This is a genomic window from Mesorhizobium comanense, assembly GCF_005503535.1.
In the GTDB taxonomy this organism is placed as follows: Bacteria; Pseudomonadota; Alphaproteobacteria; order Rhizobiales; family Rhizobiaceae; genus Mesorhizobium; species Mesorhizobium comanense.
This window is the reverse complement of record NZ_SCNN01000023.1, coordinates 78938-92423: the sequence shown is the minus strand read 5'-3', so window position 1 is coordinate 92423 and position 13486 is coordinate 78938. Positions and strand designations below refer to the sequence as shown.

Here is a 13486-nt window from a genome sequence, read left to right as displayed (position 1 = left end):
GTTCAACTTTTCCGTCCGCAAAGAAAGAGGGAATTTCGATCCGGCTTCCGCCAGTATCGGAAACGACCCATTCGATCGGTTCCTCGGCCATTGCAGGTGGTACCGGCAGCGTCAAAAGACCAAGTGCAAAGACAGCTGCTCTCATATCGTCATCTCATAAGTTCTCTGCTGCAGTCGACGTCGTAAAATATCATGCTAGTGCATCGTCAGGTAAGAAGCCGAAGGCCACGGAGTTGAGCGCCGTGGGCAGAAGCAGATTGTGGACCTGGTCATCAGCCGCTTGGCGAAGGAATACGGACTGCAATGCTTGGGAACCGGCTGCGGGGAGGCGAGTGAGACGAAGGCTTCTGTGCTATTTGTGGAGGTTCGCCAATCACCGACTTTTTCGAAATGACCGTACAATGCGTTCAACGATTGGCTCAAAAAAACTCTGATCATTCTTGCGATAGGAAATATCAAAGCATTTATTTTCATTTTCGTTTTTCTGGCACATATTGTAGTATATGTAGGTAAATTGGCCTGGGAATTCCATGGAAACCACGCCCAAAAGCGGCTTATCGACTTCATATTTAACTTCACTGCCTCTTGGAAAAACCTGGTCGTAAATATATTCGATCGGTCGCTTATTGGTCCCATCAATTACTTTGTATTGAGAAAATTCGGCTCCATACTCTTTCGAGTCGAAAATCAAGCCGTCCTTTCCGCCCCCCTTAAGCAATCTGGTCTTGCCGTGGGCTATGAAGGTGGGGATCTCGATCGTGGTTCCCCCATGGCGGGAGAATGTCCAATTCAACGGTTCTTTGGCAAGAGCAAATGGTGGCAATCCCAGCAACAGGCCGAATGCGAGTAGAACTGTTCTCATGGCCACTGTCCGGCGTGCGCCTATCATCGATGTCTGCGGAATGATCGAGCGATGCGTTCGACTATCGGTTTGAACATCCCTTGATCCCGCTTGTTCCAGGATATGTCGAAACATGTTGTCGTGCCCTGTCGTTTTTGACACATGCCGTAGAAGATGCGTGTGCCATCCGCCGTGGTGCCGGAAATTGCCCCAAGCGACGGTTTGTCAATTTTATAGGTCACCCTGCGTTCGGCTGAGGTCTTTTCGCTAATGTATTCGAACGGACGCTTGCCCGGCTCGTCAAATATTCTGTACTGACGAAGATAAACGCCATACTCCTGCGAGAAAAACGCTGTGCCGTGGCTTTTGCCGTTCGTCAAAAGCTCTCGAGTATCGCCATCCTCGAAGAAGATCGGGATTTCGATCCTGCTGCCGCCGCTGATGGACTCGGTCCATTTCATCGGTTCCTCGGCTGCCGCGAGTGGAGAGGACACGACCCAAAGACCGAGCGCAAGGACGCCGAGAAATGACTTCAAGTCTACCTCCTATGGTTGTATGACACATTAGAGAGCTCGTCTGGTTGTCGCAAGCGCCTGGGCGGCGAGACGACATGTTTCGACATTTGAAGTGTTGTCCGGTGGTTACGTTGGACTCATGGGACGGCAGCCGTAGCCTGCCGCGATGAATAATGGGCAAGAAGATATTTTTCGGTGGGACCTGGTCTTATGACGAGGACATCGAACTGGATAAGCAACGGGAACACCCGACCATAGCCTGGCTATGGCGGCTGGAGACGTGCGCGCCTTCGGAAAGACCGGTGTTGCTGGCAAAATCCGAAGAGAGGGATCGGCATCAGGACGAGAAAAAAAGAGACGCCAAGGGTTGGGAGCACTTGATCTACGACAGCTTCCTGGATCTTGACGATGTCGGTCGCAATGTCATGCAGCGGGCGACGCCCGAGGCGATGGCGCTGAGAATCGAACTCGGACTGCCCGCCGAGCCGGAGAAAGTGCCGACCGAGGAGGAGCGCATCCTGGCCGAGGTTGGTGACGGTTACATCACGCCACCGCAGCGCAAGCGGCTGCGCTATCTGCGCAAGCATCCAGAACGGAGCTAACTCAGGGGTACCAAAGCGGTTTCAGACAAGCGGCCACCAAACGGGTCGTGCAAATGCTGGCGCGGAAAAGTGCCATCTAGGAATTTTTTCTTAGAATCTGTTGACGGCGTGAGGGCAGCAATGGTATCCTTCTGTCCATGGTGCTGATTTGCGCCGACGACCTCAAGGCGGGTTTTGTTTTTTGGGCGACTGCCGGTGCGGGTACGTGCCGCGGTAATTGCCTGAGAATGCGGCGCCTCGGAATTCTGCATCGTCGCGGCGCTCGCAGGATGAAAGCCTGGCATCGGCGCTTCCTTGCCGACGATGGCTTCGGCGACTGACGAAAGTCCATCCATGACCGTCCGCATCATTCCCGCCACGTTGCGCGATCTTTCCTATGTCGCGGCCAATCTGCGCTCCGAGGATCGCGCCGAGATCGACTGCCAGCTTGACCATTGGTCGCCGGCTCTGCTGGCGCTCACCGCGTTGCAAGGTTTTGCCTATGTCGCCGAACTCGACGGCAATCCGGAGGCAGGCTTCGGCGCGGCCGAGCAGCGGAGCGGGCTGTGGATCGCCTGGAGCTGGGGCACGCGCCGCATGAAGCGCTGCGTGCCCGAGATCACGCGCTACTTCCACGAAGCGCTTGGGCCACGGGTCGCCGCGCGCGGCGCCTGGCGGGTCGAGGCGCGGGCGCTGGCCGAAAACGATCTGGCGCTGCGCTGGCTACACCGCCTCGGCGCAACTGAACGCTGCCGCCTGCCGGCCTACGGCAAGAACGGCGAAGACTTTTTCCTTTACGATTGGACAAGAGAAGGCTGGAACCATGTGCCTATTCCAAAAACCACCGGAACTGAAGCCGCTGCCGCCGGCGCCGACCTTGCAGGACAAGGATGTGCAGGCGCGCGAGGATGCCCTGCGGGCTGAACTCGAACAGCGCCAGGGCACGCTGAGCACCGTCAAGACCGACCTTGCGCCGTCGAGCCTCAATGGCCAGCGCCGCGTGCTGCTGGGGCTGTGACCATGACCGCGATGAAGCGAAGCTTTCGCCGCCGCGTGCTGGACTGGTGGTACTGGCGCCGGCATGCGCGATTGGTGAAGAAGCGGGGGTGAGGCGCGCTTTTCCTTCTCCCCCTGTGGGAGAAGGTGGCCTCGCGAAGCGAGGCCGGATGAGGGGTGCTCCAGAAAACGCCAACGCCTCACTCCGCTGGAACACCCCTCAACCGTCTCGGCGCTGCGCGCCGATCCACCTTCTCCCACAAGGGGAGAAGGCAAAACCTCCCTCCCCACATCCCCAGCGAGGCCATCCCATGACCGATTCCCGCGCTCGCGATATTCTTTCGCGGCAGTCCGAGCTCGAGACCGAGCGCAGCCAGTATGAGGCCGTCTGGGAGCAGGTGGCGGAGTTCTGCGATCCCGACGCGCCCGACATCTGGAGCGGGCGGGCCGGCGGCGGCCGGGACTCGCAGGCCGAGCGCCAGGAGCGGCGCGGCTCGCGCGTCTATGCCAACACGATCAACTCCGCCGCCAACCGGCTGGCCGCGGGGCTGGAAAGCCTGATCATCCCGCAGTCCGAAAAATGGCACGGCCTGTCGACGGCCGAGATGGACGACGAGGAGACCGACGAGGAAAAGGAGTGGGCGGAGGCGCTGCGCGATTTCCTGTTCTCGCTGCGCTATTCGGCCAGCTCGAACTTCGTGCCGGCCACGCAGGCCTGCCTGCGCAACGTCGTGCGCTACGGGCCGGCCTATCTCTATGCCGAGGAAGGGTTCGGCTCGACGCTGATCCGCTATGCCTCGATTCCCGTGGTCGAAGGATATCTCAGCCGCAACCGCTGGGGCCAGGTCGACATCTTCCACCGCCGCTACGAGCGCACGGCGCGGCAGGCGGCGCAGATCCTGGGCTACGAAAAGCTGCCGGCGCGCATAAAGGTGCTGGTCGACGATCCGGCCAAGTGCGAGACGAAGATCTCGCTCATCCAGTGCATCCAGCCGCGCGACGAGCGCCGGATGTACGGTCAGGAGGGCCAATACCGCTATCTCGACATGGCGTTCGGGTCGTATCACGTCATCGAGGACGAAGAGGAGATCGTGCGGGAGAGCGGGTTCCGCACCTTCCCGGTGTCGACCTTCAACTGGCGCCGCTACGAGGGCGATCCCTATGGCATTTCGCCCGCCATCGAGGCGCTGACCACCGTGCGCGAGGAGAACGCGGTGCGCCGTTCCGGCCTGCGCGCGCTGCAGCAGGTCACCGATCCGGCCACCGCATCCAAGGCGCGGCTCGACTATGTGCCGGTGCTGAACCCGGGCGAGAATTATCCGGGCCTCATCGACGACAATGGCAGGCCGCTGATCCAGCCGATCGCCACCGGACAGAACCCGACCTATGCCTTCAACTACGCGGCGAGCCGGGCGGAGGAAATCCGCGACATGATGTTCGTCAACCTGTTCCAGACGCTGGTGCAGAACCCGCAGATGACGGCGACGGAAGCGCTGATAAGGCAGGAGGAGAAGGGCGCGCTGCTGGGACCCTCGGGCTCCATCATCCAGGCCGGCTTCGCCACCAATCTCGACCGCGAGCTCGGCATACTGGAAGACAAGGGGCTCTATGACGAGGGCAGCCGCTTCGTGCCGCCGCAGAGCCTGGCGGGCAAGTCTGTGCGGCCGACCTTCACCGGTCCGCTCGACGTGCTCAGGCGTTCGGCCGAGGCGCGCGACACCATCCAGCTGGTGACCACAGCCATGCAGATGGCGCAGTTCGACCCCGGCGTCATGGACAATATCGACAGCGACGAGGCGATCCGCGTGGTGCAGGGCGCCGGCCGCAGCCCGCAGCGCATCTTCCGGCGCAAGGAGGAGGTGCAGGGCATGCGCGGCGCCAGGGAGCAGGCCCAGCAGGCGCAGGCCGGCATGGCCGCCATCGCCGCGGCAGGCAAGGTGGCCAAGGACGCCGTGCCGGCGGCCGTGCAGGCGCGCGACAGCGGCCTGCTCGACAGCCTGCAGGGAATGATGCAGGGCGGCGCGGCCGGCGGGACGGCTTCCGATGCCGGCGCCCAGGGCGCTGCAATGCCGGGGCAGGGCGCATGAGCCGCAAACGCTTTGCCCATGCCGCGCGCAACCGCGGCCCGGCCGGGGCGCGCGAGGCGCTGGCCAAGGCATATCAGCGCGCCTTTTCCGGCGAAGACGGCGAAATGGTGCTGGCCGATCTCACAGCCGCGGTCGGCTACTACCGGCGCCCTTCCTATGGCGAGTGGATGGCGCGGACCAAGACGCCGGAAGGCTTCGAGCTGCACAGCGCGCTCTCCAACGCGCGCGCCGAAGTGGTGCAGCACATCATGGACTTCCTAACGCTGGACGAGGCGCAGCTCGCCGCGCTGGAAAGGGCCGCGCGGGCCGAGGAGCGGTGAGGCGCTGAAGCTGCCGATCTCCTCCGGGTGTCTAGGGGATGCATGCATCTTGTGTGACTGGCGTGACTGATCGGTCCCAGGCCTGATTGCCATTTGGTTCCCCAATCCGTCGCTGCTTCGCAGCGCCATCTTTCCCCCTCCGGAGGGAAAGGAACGGAGCCTCTTGGACGAGCGGTGACGACAGAAAACCTGGCGCCTTTCCTCTCCCCCGTCGATCGGGGGAGAGGTGGCTCGGCGGAGCCGAGACGGAGTGGGGGTCGACCAGCGCCGCATAAGAGAAATGCATGCTCCAAGCCGCCACGCACGCTATCGGCGGGGCAGAGGCGGGGGCGCTGTCCCGCCGATGTTGCAGTGTTTCGATACCCCTTCGCCAGGGATTCTCAGTTGAAGTTTATCCAGGCCAGATCGTCGTAGGCGCTCTACTGACCTCCTCTCTCCTGCCGGACATCTCGCCCACGAGAGGGAAATCAGCTGTCGCGGGCGCCGCGAGTCCTTGCTCCTTCCGCCGCCCAGCCGAAACCCCACCATCCGCATCGCCATGCCGGCCGCCGTTCCCGGTGGCCCGTCGCCACGCCCCCAACCGCCAGGCAGGAGACAGCCAATGGTCCATGTCATTCCTCTCTCCGTCGGCCAGCGGCGGCGCGATGCCGGCAATCCGGTGCAAGGTCCCGACTCGCCGCCGCTCGGCGAGGCGGTCCAGCCACTCGACGACGAGTGGCAGGCGCTTGCCGGGCACTATCAGCTGCGCCAGGCGCAGCAGCAGGGCTTCGACACCGAGATCGCCGCGCGCCGGCTGAACGGCCAGCTCGCGCAGGCCGAGGCCGACGCCGTGGCGAACGCGGCGGCCGACGGCGCGGGCCTGCACGACGCCATTTACGGGCAGCTCGATCCACGCACCGGCCAGGTGGTGAAGACCGGCCTGTTCGACACGCTGTTCGACGACTTCGTCAAACAGGCGCCGGCCGAACTTCGCCCTGGCCTTGCCAGCCGCAAGCCCGCGCTGCGCGAGGCAGGCTCGATACGCATGGCGCTGCAGCAAAATCAGCGGCGCCGCGATTACGAGCAGGCCGAGGTGGACACGGCTCTGAAGACCGGCGCCATCGCCATCGGCAATGCCGATCCCGACGATCACGTGGCCTTCGAAGCGGCCAGGCAGGAGGGCCTCGACCTCATCGACAAAATGGGGGTCGATCCCGGCATCCGGCAGCAGATGGCGAAGGAGTGGTTTAGCACCGCCGCCAAGGCCCGCTTCGAGGCGCTGATCGCCAGGGATCCGCAGCGCGCGCTGGATATGTTTGGTGTCGGGGGACAGGGAGAGACCTCAGAGGGCGATGCCTCCGGCGTCCAGCCGATCACCTGGGGTCTTGCCTCGGGCAACCCGGAAGCGGCTGTCGCGACCGGCGATCGCGTTGGCAAGCCCACGCCAGACCAGCGAGTGGCTCAGGCTTTCCGGGACGACATTCCGCCTGAAGATCGGCCGGCCCTAGCCCAGCAAGCCTGGGCAGCCGATGCCGCGCGGCAAGTCGAAATGCGCGCCAGCATTAGCCTGGCAGAACAGAACGCGCCGGCCGCGATCAGGGAGACAGGTAGCTATTCAGGGCCGACTTTCACACCAGAGCAGTTCGTGGCGCTCCATGGCTCGACGGAAGGGGGCAGGCGTTCTCAGGCCTTCAATCAAGCGCTTGATGTCAGTCGCCAGTTCTACGGCATGCGCACGATGTCTAACGACGCCGTGCAGGTCATGGTCAAAGAGTCCGCGCCCAAGGCCGGTAGTGCGACGCCGGAACAAGACCGGGCGCGTCGTGACGCCATAGCTACTGCGGCCGACCTCACGCTCAAGGAGAGGCAGGACGATCCGGGCGGCTATGTCCGAAAGGTTTTTCCCGGTTTGGATGCGGCGTGGAACATGGTGGTGGAGTCAGGCAGCTCCGATCCGAGTGCCTATGGAAAAGCTATGGCGATATCCATCGCTGCGCAAAAGCAACTTGGTATCGAAAATCTTCAACCCTTGCCGCAAGCTGTAGCTCAAGACATCGCCGAGACCCTGAATAATGAGGATGTGTCCCAAAGAGACAAGAATGTTCTGCTGGATAGGTTGCGCTCGGGAGTACCAGATGCCGGCGTTCGAGCCGCTCTGTTTCAGCAACTGACCCGGGCTCGTGTCTCAAGGCCTGATCGAATCGACCCGGTTATGACGGCTGCCACGCGGGAGACGGCTCAGGAGGCCGAACAGGAACTTGCTCCCGTGCCTCTTGGGCAAGAGGATTTCGACAAGCGGGCTAGGCCATTTTTTCAAGACGAGGGAGCTCGGCAGAAAAGTAAAGAGGTTACTTTCGCGACCATTGTAAGTCGGAAAGGAGTGAGAGACAAACTTATAGTCCCGCCAAGGATAAAACGTGATGTAAATGGGATCCTCCAGTCTGCGGTCATCGACGAATCAAAGTTGGCGTTTGACCCAGAGGGGCCAGGAGAATGGGGAGCGTTCTTTGGAGACCCCATAGGAGCCGTTTATGGTAAAATAGCTTCATCTCGTGCGGGCAGCATCAAAGGGTGGAACAATGAGGGTGATGCAAAACGTCATGCTGCCTGGAATGCGGATATGACACAGTCGATAGGTGTCGAACGCGCGAAAACCTTTGCGGATGCACACGAAATTTCGGTTCCAGACCCTGATCCTGAACGAACAATGGACCTAATCAACAACCATAATGCTCGCGAACTGGCCGAAGCATTGAAAGATACAGACCTGACCCCAAACGATATTGCGGACCTCGCTTTTCGCTTCGGCTATCTGCAAAGTGAACCTGTGCATATGAGAAAAAAATGAAACGCCTCGCCTCCTGGATTGCCGGATGTGTCGCTGCACTTTTCGCCATTGTGGCCATTGTGGAGGTGTTAAGCGCTTGTTTATTCGTAGTCTCTATGAAGGATTACCCCGGAGGGAGTATAAAATTCCTAGGTGTCGAATACGATGTTTCAAAAGGATATCACTTATTTGTTATTCCTAAGATTGTTAACTCGTCATCTGATTTTGAGGTAAATTGTGGCGATCTGTCTAGTAGAGATGGTTATATAACCGGAAATTTGAATATTATTGTTTTTGTTCATGTTGAAGGTTGCAAAATAGTCAATTTTGTTGGTTATTGATACCCGTAACGTGTGTCGCCTGTTGGTTCAATCGCGATGGGATGCGGTGGACTTTGGCGAGCGCGCGCCGCCGGCCATCGGGATCAGCCGGTGTAGGGTGCGCGGTCACCGTAATCTATCGGCATGGCGGGTCATTCGGTAAATCGATACGGACCATGACCTTCGTGGACATGCCGTAATTCGCGGATGCCTAGAATTCTTTCAGATCCACAGTGATCCGCGTCGGGCTGGTTTTGGCGCTTGGCGGCCAGCATCGCTGGACCGATCTCGAAAGTTGCCGAGCCGCTTCCGCCGCCGCTTCGGAATGCGGCTCATAGGATATGACGGCGACCGACTTTACCTTGCCGGCCTTGTCCAAGGTCACTTCGAAAGTGGCTTTGATGTGATTGTCGACGGCGGCAACCGGCAAGACCAGGCAGCCACTGATCTGATCGACGTTCACAGCCTCATTGGCCTGCGCGGACACCGAACAGGCAACCAGCAATGAGGCTATCGAAAATCGCATCGTTATCCCCTCGAGGAGGAGACGATAGCGTCGAAACGCTCTGAGGATAAGTGCAGCGCCAGCTTATTCAGACCTTGGCGCTGCCCCTCATCCCTCTGCCGGGACCTTCTCCCCGTTGAACGGGGAGCCATCGGACTTGTCGCGCAAGAATGACTGGGCATCGAGAACCCCCAACTGGTGCCGCAGTACATCATTCAAGAGCTTTCGGACAATCGTAATAGCCCCAGTACGTATCAGCAGGAAAAGAACGCGAAAATAACCGCGCTGCTTGCGGAAACCTCCGGCCCTGTCGCCCGGGCAGCCGTGGGTAAGCAACTGGCTGCCGTTGGCCTGGGTTGGATTATGCCGGTCGAGGCTGGCTATCAACCGCCATCCACCAGCTCAATATTTGCATCGGAGGCCAAAGCGCTTGGCAAACTTGCCGCCAATGCAGGGATATTTTTAGGCAAGGTCAGTGACCAGATGGGCTCCAACCTTGCCTCACTGGGCGGAGCCAGCGTCAAGTCTCCAGAGAACAAAGACGTTTACTACGAGCCGGCGAACGACGTTGAAGCCTTGATGATGCATCAGGGATCCGATGCGGCGACCTGGGGCTTGGGCGAAGGTGCTGGGAAAGGAATAGCGCGAGCGATTGAATGGCTCGGTTCCAAGGCGGCAGGGCAAGCAGGACGATCCGTTAGTGGTTTGGAAGCGACAAATACGCCAACCTCCAGGGTTGCTCCCGGTCAGGCTGCTGACGCAGGAGCGAAATCGGAGACCGGCACCAGTCTATATTCCTACTACCCGCCCAATGACGGTTTTCTAGGACCTGTTGTGGAAGAGACTTTACCTGTGGGGACCCGTATTGACCGCTATGGGACCGAAACAGGCGCCTTCGCGGCTCCTGAAGGTACTCCTGTTTGGATGCGAAGCCTCGTTCCTGGTACATTAGAAACCAAGCCATACAATGTGTATGAGGTTACAAAGCCTGTTAAGGTTCTGTCAGGAAAGAGCACGCCCTGGTTCGGTCAAGGCGGCGGCGGCACGCAGTACAAATTCCGTACATCGATTGGAGATGCCGTGGATTTATGGAAGGATCTAAGGAGGTTGACGGAATGACCAGGGACGAATTTTATTCGGCTGTTAATGATGAGAATATTATGCCTCATTCTTATAGTTTGTATAGTACAAAAGATGATTCATTTATTTTGGATAAGGTCGGCGGCGCGTGGTGTGTATATTATACCGAGCGCGGCTCGCAGTCGAGATGGGAGAGTTTTAAAACGGAATCCGATGCTCTAGAATATCTTCTTAAAACACTTATGAAAAGTCATACGTCGCGACAGATACCGAGAGGATCGTGAGATGAGCGACCATGTCATTGTCATTGGTGGCTGGGAGGATGTCAAAGGCCACGACATCAGGCTCCAGGACTTCATCATAAACGGAGAGTCTTTCATCCCGATTTTTGTCGACGAAGCGACATTCAAGCGAGAGGCGGCCGGCAGCGGTTTCGAAGATCAAGGTATTTCGATCGACCGCAATCTTCTTATCTCTATCCTCAGCGATGACCAGATGCTGCTGCTGAACCCTGGCAGCGACAGCTTACGGATGAGAAGAGCTGATCTTGCGAGAGGATTGCAGGTCGTTTTGGCTGCTCCCAGGAAACAATCCGACTGAGCACGATAGACAGCCTGAATGACATGGCGGTAATCGGATAGGGCGGGCATGGCGGACACGAGACCTAACCGGAAAGACGATCCGGCAGGAGAAGATGCACGGCTCGCCTACGCCGAAAAGAATGTCCAATAGGATTTTATTCTCAAGTCCATTGACGCAGTGACGGCAGCAATGCTACACTTCCGTCCATGGTACTGATTTGCGCCAGCGACCCGCCTTCGAGGCGGGTTTTGTTTGCGCCGCGATAGCCGATGCGGATGCCGCGATGGTTGCGGGGGAGCGGCGCTCCGGAATTCAGAATTGGCCTCTCGCCGATCGGCAATACGCGCCGTCATTATTCTTCAACGGCGCCGACATCCTAGACGTTGGCGCTGCTGCCCTTCATCTCCCTGCCGGGACCTTCTCCCCGTTGAACGGGGAGAAGGAAGAGGCCGACAGGATCAATAATTGCCGTTGTAGTAGCGATCGTCGCAGGGGGCCGTGTAGATCTGGCCGTAGCGGTCCTGGTAGCGGCAGAGCTGCCGGCCGCGCGGTTCCTGCGGGGTGGTGGCGGAGCCGACGACTGCGCCGAGCAGCGCGCCGCTGGCCGCGCCGATCACCGTGCTCTTGGTGTTGCCGCCGATCGCCTGGCCGACGAGGGCGCCGCCGGCGCCGCCAATCAGGGCGCCCGTCGTGGCCCGCTGCTGGCCTTCGGTCTGCGACTGGCAGCCCGCAAGCGCGGCGGCCAGAACCACGGCGGCAATGGCTTTGTGAAAGGTCATGCGAGGTCTCCCTTAAAGGTCTGAAATCCCTATCAATCGCCACCTGCGGCCGCATTGCGGCGGAACGGGGGCAGGGCCGCTCACGAAGTGAGTCATGGTTTCTCGGGCGTTGATGGGCCGAAACCCGCGAAAACAGCTTTGGAACAAGGCTGTAGCGCCGCCCGCTGGCAAATCGATTCAGGCTTTGCAGCGCGGCGTCGCTTGTCGACCATACCGGCCTGCCCCGAGGCCGTTCCCGAAATTTTCAATAAATGGAGATGCAGAATGACGCGTGGACTTCCCCGCACCCTTGCCCGTGCCGCCGCCCGCGAGGCCGGCCTCGCCCCGCCCAGACCCGGCCTGAAGGCCGTGACATCTGGGCAGGGCGGGGCTTTCCGCACTGTCTTCACCTTCACCGGCATGCAGGTGCCGGTCACCGACGCGCTTGCCTATGCCTCCCAGAAAATCTTCGATTTCGCCGACGGCAAGGTGCGCATCAAGGGCGGCACGGCGCGGCTGCAATTTTCGGTGCAGACCGCTCGCGCCTCGACCATCAACGACAATGCGGCGCTGACCTGGTCGCTCGGCTCAGCGGCGGCGTCGAGCGCGACGCTGGCCGGCGCCATGGTCAATGTGCTGGCCTCCACCGGCCGGACGCTGGATGGGGCGGGCCCCGCTTTTTCGTCGGCCTCCACCGCCGACATCGCGGCGGCCTCGACGCTCGACGGGACGGTGACGCCGATCGACCTCTATCTCAACCTCGCCTTCGCCACCGGCACGGACATCGACGCCGACGGGACGCTCGCGGTGACGGGAACGGTGACGCTGCTGTGGGAGAACTGGGGCGATAACGTCTGAGTCTCAGCGCGGGTCAGGCTTATCCCTGCCGGTCTTGTTCAACCAGGCCCTCCACTCCGCCTGTGTCATGCTTTCCTGCCCATGGACACGATGCCTCTCCACCCATTCGGCATGTGTCGGAAGCGTCTCGAACGCCGGCTGGTAGCCGCGCAGATCATAATCGTCTTTCGGCACGATCATGGAATTCTTCTCGAACAGGACCATCGCGACGGTTTCGCCGTGGCGGTAGAGCCCTCTGGCCATGACTGCCTCCGAACAAGTTCGTGACCGCGCAGCATCGCACGGATCATTTTTGCCAACAATCAAGGATACATCACATGACAGATCTGGCAGACGCCGGGTCCGTGGCGGCGCGCGCGCAGCCTGCGGGCAACCCAGTTGGGCCATCGGCCGGCGCGGACAACAGGTCCGCCGCGCCCGCCGCGAAAAGTTGGCTTGACGGTCTTTCCGAAGGCAACCGCAAGCTTGCTGAAGCCAAGGGCTGGACCAGGACTGAAAATCTCGATCGGGTTTTCACGTCCTACGCGGAACTGGAGCGGCAGCAGGGCGAGAGCCTGCGCGTTCCAGGCAAGGATGCATCGAGGGAAGACTGGGAGAAGTTTCATGCCCGGCTGCCCGAGCAGATGCGTCCGCTGACGTCGGCCGAAAAAGTCGAGTACCGGCGTCCGGAGGGACTGCCGGAAAACTTCGCCTATTCGGACGAGCTCGCCAGCGCCTCCAAGGCCTGGGCGGTCGAAGCGGGCGCCAGTCCCCGGACCGCGCAGGCCTACCATGACAAGTTCGTCGGCTACATGGCCGAGCAGGCACAGGCGCAACAGATCGCGCTCGCCCGCTCGGTCGAGGCCACGCATGACGAACTGGTGCGGGAATGGGGGCCGACCGACAGCGATGGCTTTCGCGGCAGGCTGGAGGTCGCCAACCGGGCGATGAAGAAGCTCGGCCTGGTCGATGCCTACAAGGCCAAGGGCATCCTTCTGCCGGACGGGGCATTGACCGATCCGCAGATCGCCAGGGCGTTCCACGCCATCGGCGAAGCGATGTTCAGGGAAGACACAATCGACGGCGGGGCGGCTCCGGCAGGGGGCAACCCCTTCAGGCGCAACGCCTCCGGCGAACGCAACCTGACGGCCATCTCCACCCTCGTCAGAAGCGACCCGGCGCGCGCCCGGCGGCTGGCTCGCGAGGCCGGGGAGAACCCGGAACTCTGGATGCCGAACAACCCGCTTTAGGCCGCATC

Annotated in this window: 17 protein-coding genes; 11 read left to right on the top strand and 6 right to left on the bottom strand. The window is 60.6% G+C overall.

Going from position 1 to position 13486, the window contains the following annotated elements; genetic code table 11:
• Nucleotides 1-373 precede the first annotated feature (373 nt).
• Both FFS37_RS28845 and FFS37_RS28840 read right to left on the bottom strand, forming a co-directional pair.
• Nucleotides 374-862 (bottom strand): hypothetical protein, encoded by a 489-nt coding sequence (locus FFS37_RS28845; protein ID WP_137934369.1) that lies wholly within the window; start codon nt 860-862, stop codon nt 374-376.
• Nucleotides 863-885: 23 nt separating this feature from the next.
• Nucleotides 886-1377: a hypothetical protein gene (locus tag FFS37_RS28840; protein WP_137934368.1), complete on the bottom strand. Its 492-nt coding sequence runs from the start codon at nt 1375-1377 to the stop codon at nt 886-888.
• Nucleotides 1378-1529: 152 nt separating this feature from the next.
• Between FFS37_RS28840 and FFS37_RS28835 the strand changes: the two genes are divergently transcribed.
• On the top strand, nt 1530-1958 hold the full coding sequence (locus FFS37_RS28835; RefSeq protein ID WP_137934367.1) for a hypothetical protein: 429 nt from the start codon (nt 1530-1532) through the stop codon (nt 1956-1958).
• Here FFS37_RS28835 and FFS37_RS28830 read toward each other — a convergent pair.
• Complete coding sequence (locus tag FFS37_RS28830; RefSeq protein ID WP_137934366.1) at nt 1955-2293, bottom strand: hypothetical protein; 339 nt, start codon at nt 2291-2293, stop codon at nt 1955-1957. The genes FFS37_RS28835 and FFS37_RS28830 overlap by 4 nt on opposite strands.
• Between FFS37_RS28830 and FFS37_RS28825 the strand changes: the two genes are divergently transcribed.
• From FFS37_RS28825 to FFS37_RS28805, 6 genes are all read left to right on the top strand, one after another.
• Nucleotides 2292-2861, top strand: a complete 570-nt coding sequence (locus FFS37_RS28825; RefSeq protein WP_137934365.1) for a hypothetical protein — start codon at nt 2292-2294, stop codon at nt 2859-2861. The two genes, FFS37_RS28830 and FFS37_RS28825, sit on opposite strands and share 2 nt — an antisense overlap.
• A complete protein-coding gene (locus FFS37_RS35865) occupies nt 2815-2955 on the top strand; it encodes a hypothetical protein (RefSeq protein ID WP_171026459.1) in 141 nt (46 codons plus the stop codon). Before FFS37_RS28825 ends, FFS37_RS35865 begins: the two co-directional genes overlap by 47 nt.
• A gap of 289 nt (nt 2956-3244) precedes the next feature.
• On the top strand, nt 3245-5020 hold the full coding sequence (locus tag FFS37_RS28820; RefSeq protein WP_137934364.1) for a portal protein: 1776 nt from the start codon (nt 3245-3247) through the stop codon (nt 5018-5020).
• Nucleotides 5017-5340 (top strand): Bbp19 family protein, encoded by a 324-nt coding sequence (locus FFS37_RS28815; protein WP_137934363.1) that lies wholly within the window; start codon nt 5017-5019, stop codon nt 5338-5340. Before FFS37_RS28820 ends, FFS37_RS28815 begins: the two co-directional genes overlap by 4 nt.
• Nucleotides 5341-5941: 601 nt before the next feature.
• Entirely contained in the window at nt 5942-8167 is a 2226-nt protein-coding gene (locus FFS37_RS36030) for a DUF6973 domain-containing protein (RefSeq protein ID WP_210240483.1), read from the top strand.
• Nucleotides 8164-8487 (top strand): hypothetical protein, encoded by a 324-nt coding sequence (locus tag FFS37_RS28805; RefSeq protein ID WP_137934362.1) that lies wholly within the window; start codon nt 8164-8166, stop codon nt 8485-8487. The genes FFS37_RS36030 and FFS37_RS28805 overlap by 4 nt, the downstream gene beginning before the upstream one ends.
• A gap of 190 nt (nt 8488-8677) precedes the next feature.
• Here the strand turns inward: FFS37_RS28805 and FFS37_RS28800 are convergent, their stop codons facing one another.
• Nucleotides 8678-8971 carry a hypothetical protein gene (locus FFS37_RS28800; RefSeq protein ID WP_137934361.1) on the bottom strand — a complete coding sequence of 98 codons (294 nt, stop codon included), beginning with the start codon at nt 8969-8971 and terminating at the stop codon, nt 8678-8680.
• Nucleotides 8972-9169: 198 nt separating this feature from the next.
• Between FFS37_RS28800 and FFS37_RS28795 the strand changes: the two genes are divergently transcribed.
• The gene (locus FFS37_RS28795) at nt 9170-10090 is read left to right on the top strand and encodes a TNT domain-containing protein (RefSeq protein WP_137934360.1); all 921 of its coding nucleotides are present in this window, start codon (nt 9170-9172) and stop codon (nt 10088-10090) included.
• 246 nt (nt 10091-10336) lie between these two features.
• On the top strand, nt 10337-10651 hold the full coding sequence (locus FFS37_RS28790) for a hypothetical protein (RefSeq protein WP_137934359.1): 315 nt from the start codon (nt 10337-10339) through the stop codon (nt 10649-10651).
• A 440-nt stretch (nt 10652-11091) separates the two neighbouring features.
• Here FFS37_RS28790 and FFS37_RS28785 read toward each other — a convergent pair whose 3' ends face one another.
• On the bottom strand, nt 11092-11412 hold the full coding sequence (locus FFS37_RS28785; protein WP_137934358.1) for a YMGG-like glycine zipper-containing protein: 321 nt from the start codon (nt 11410-11412) through the stop codon (nt 11092-11094).
• 264 nt (nt 11413-11676) lie between these two features.
• On the opposite strand from FFS37_RS28785, the gene FFS37_RS28780 reads away from it, so the two are divergent.
• Nucleotides 11677-12249 (top strand): hypothetical protein, encoded by a 573-nt coding sequence (locus tag FFS37_RS28780; RefSeq protein ID WP_137934357.1) that lies wholly within the window; start codon nt 11677-11679, stop codon nt 12247-12249.
• Nucleotides 12250-12252: 3 nt separating this feature from the next.
• Here FFS37_RS28780 and FFS37_RS28775 read toward each other — a convergent pair whose 3' ends face one another.
• Nucleotides 12253-12492 carry a hypothetical protein gene (locus tag FFS37_RS28775; protein ID WP_137934356.1) on the bottom strand — a complete coding sequence of 80 codons (240 nt, stop codon included), beginning with the start codon at nt 12490-12492 and terminating at the stop codon, nt 12253-12255.
• A 74-nt stretch (nt 12493-12566) separates the two neighbouring features.
• Here FFS37_RS28775 and FFS37_RS28770 point away from each other — a divergent pair, with 74 nt between their 5' ends.
• Entirely contained in the window at nt 12567-13478 is a 912-nt protein-coding gene (locus tag FFS37_RS28770; protein WP_137934355.1) for a hypothetical protein, read from the top strand.
• Nucleotides 13479-13486 lie beyond the last annotated feature (8 nt).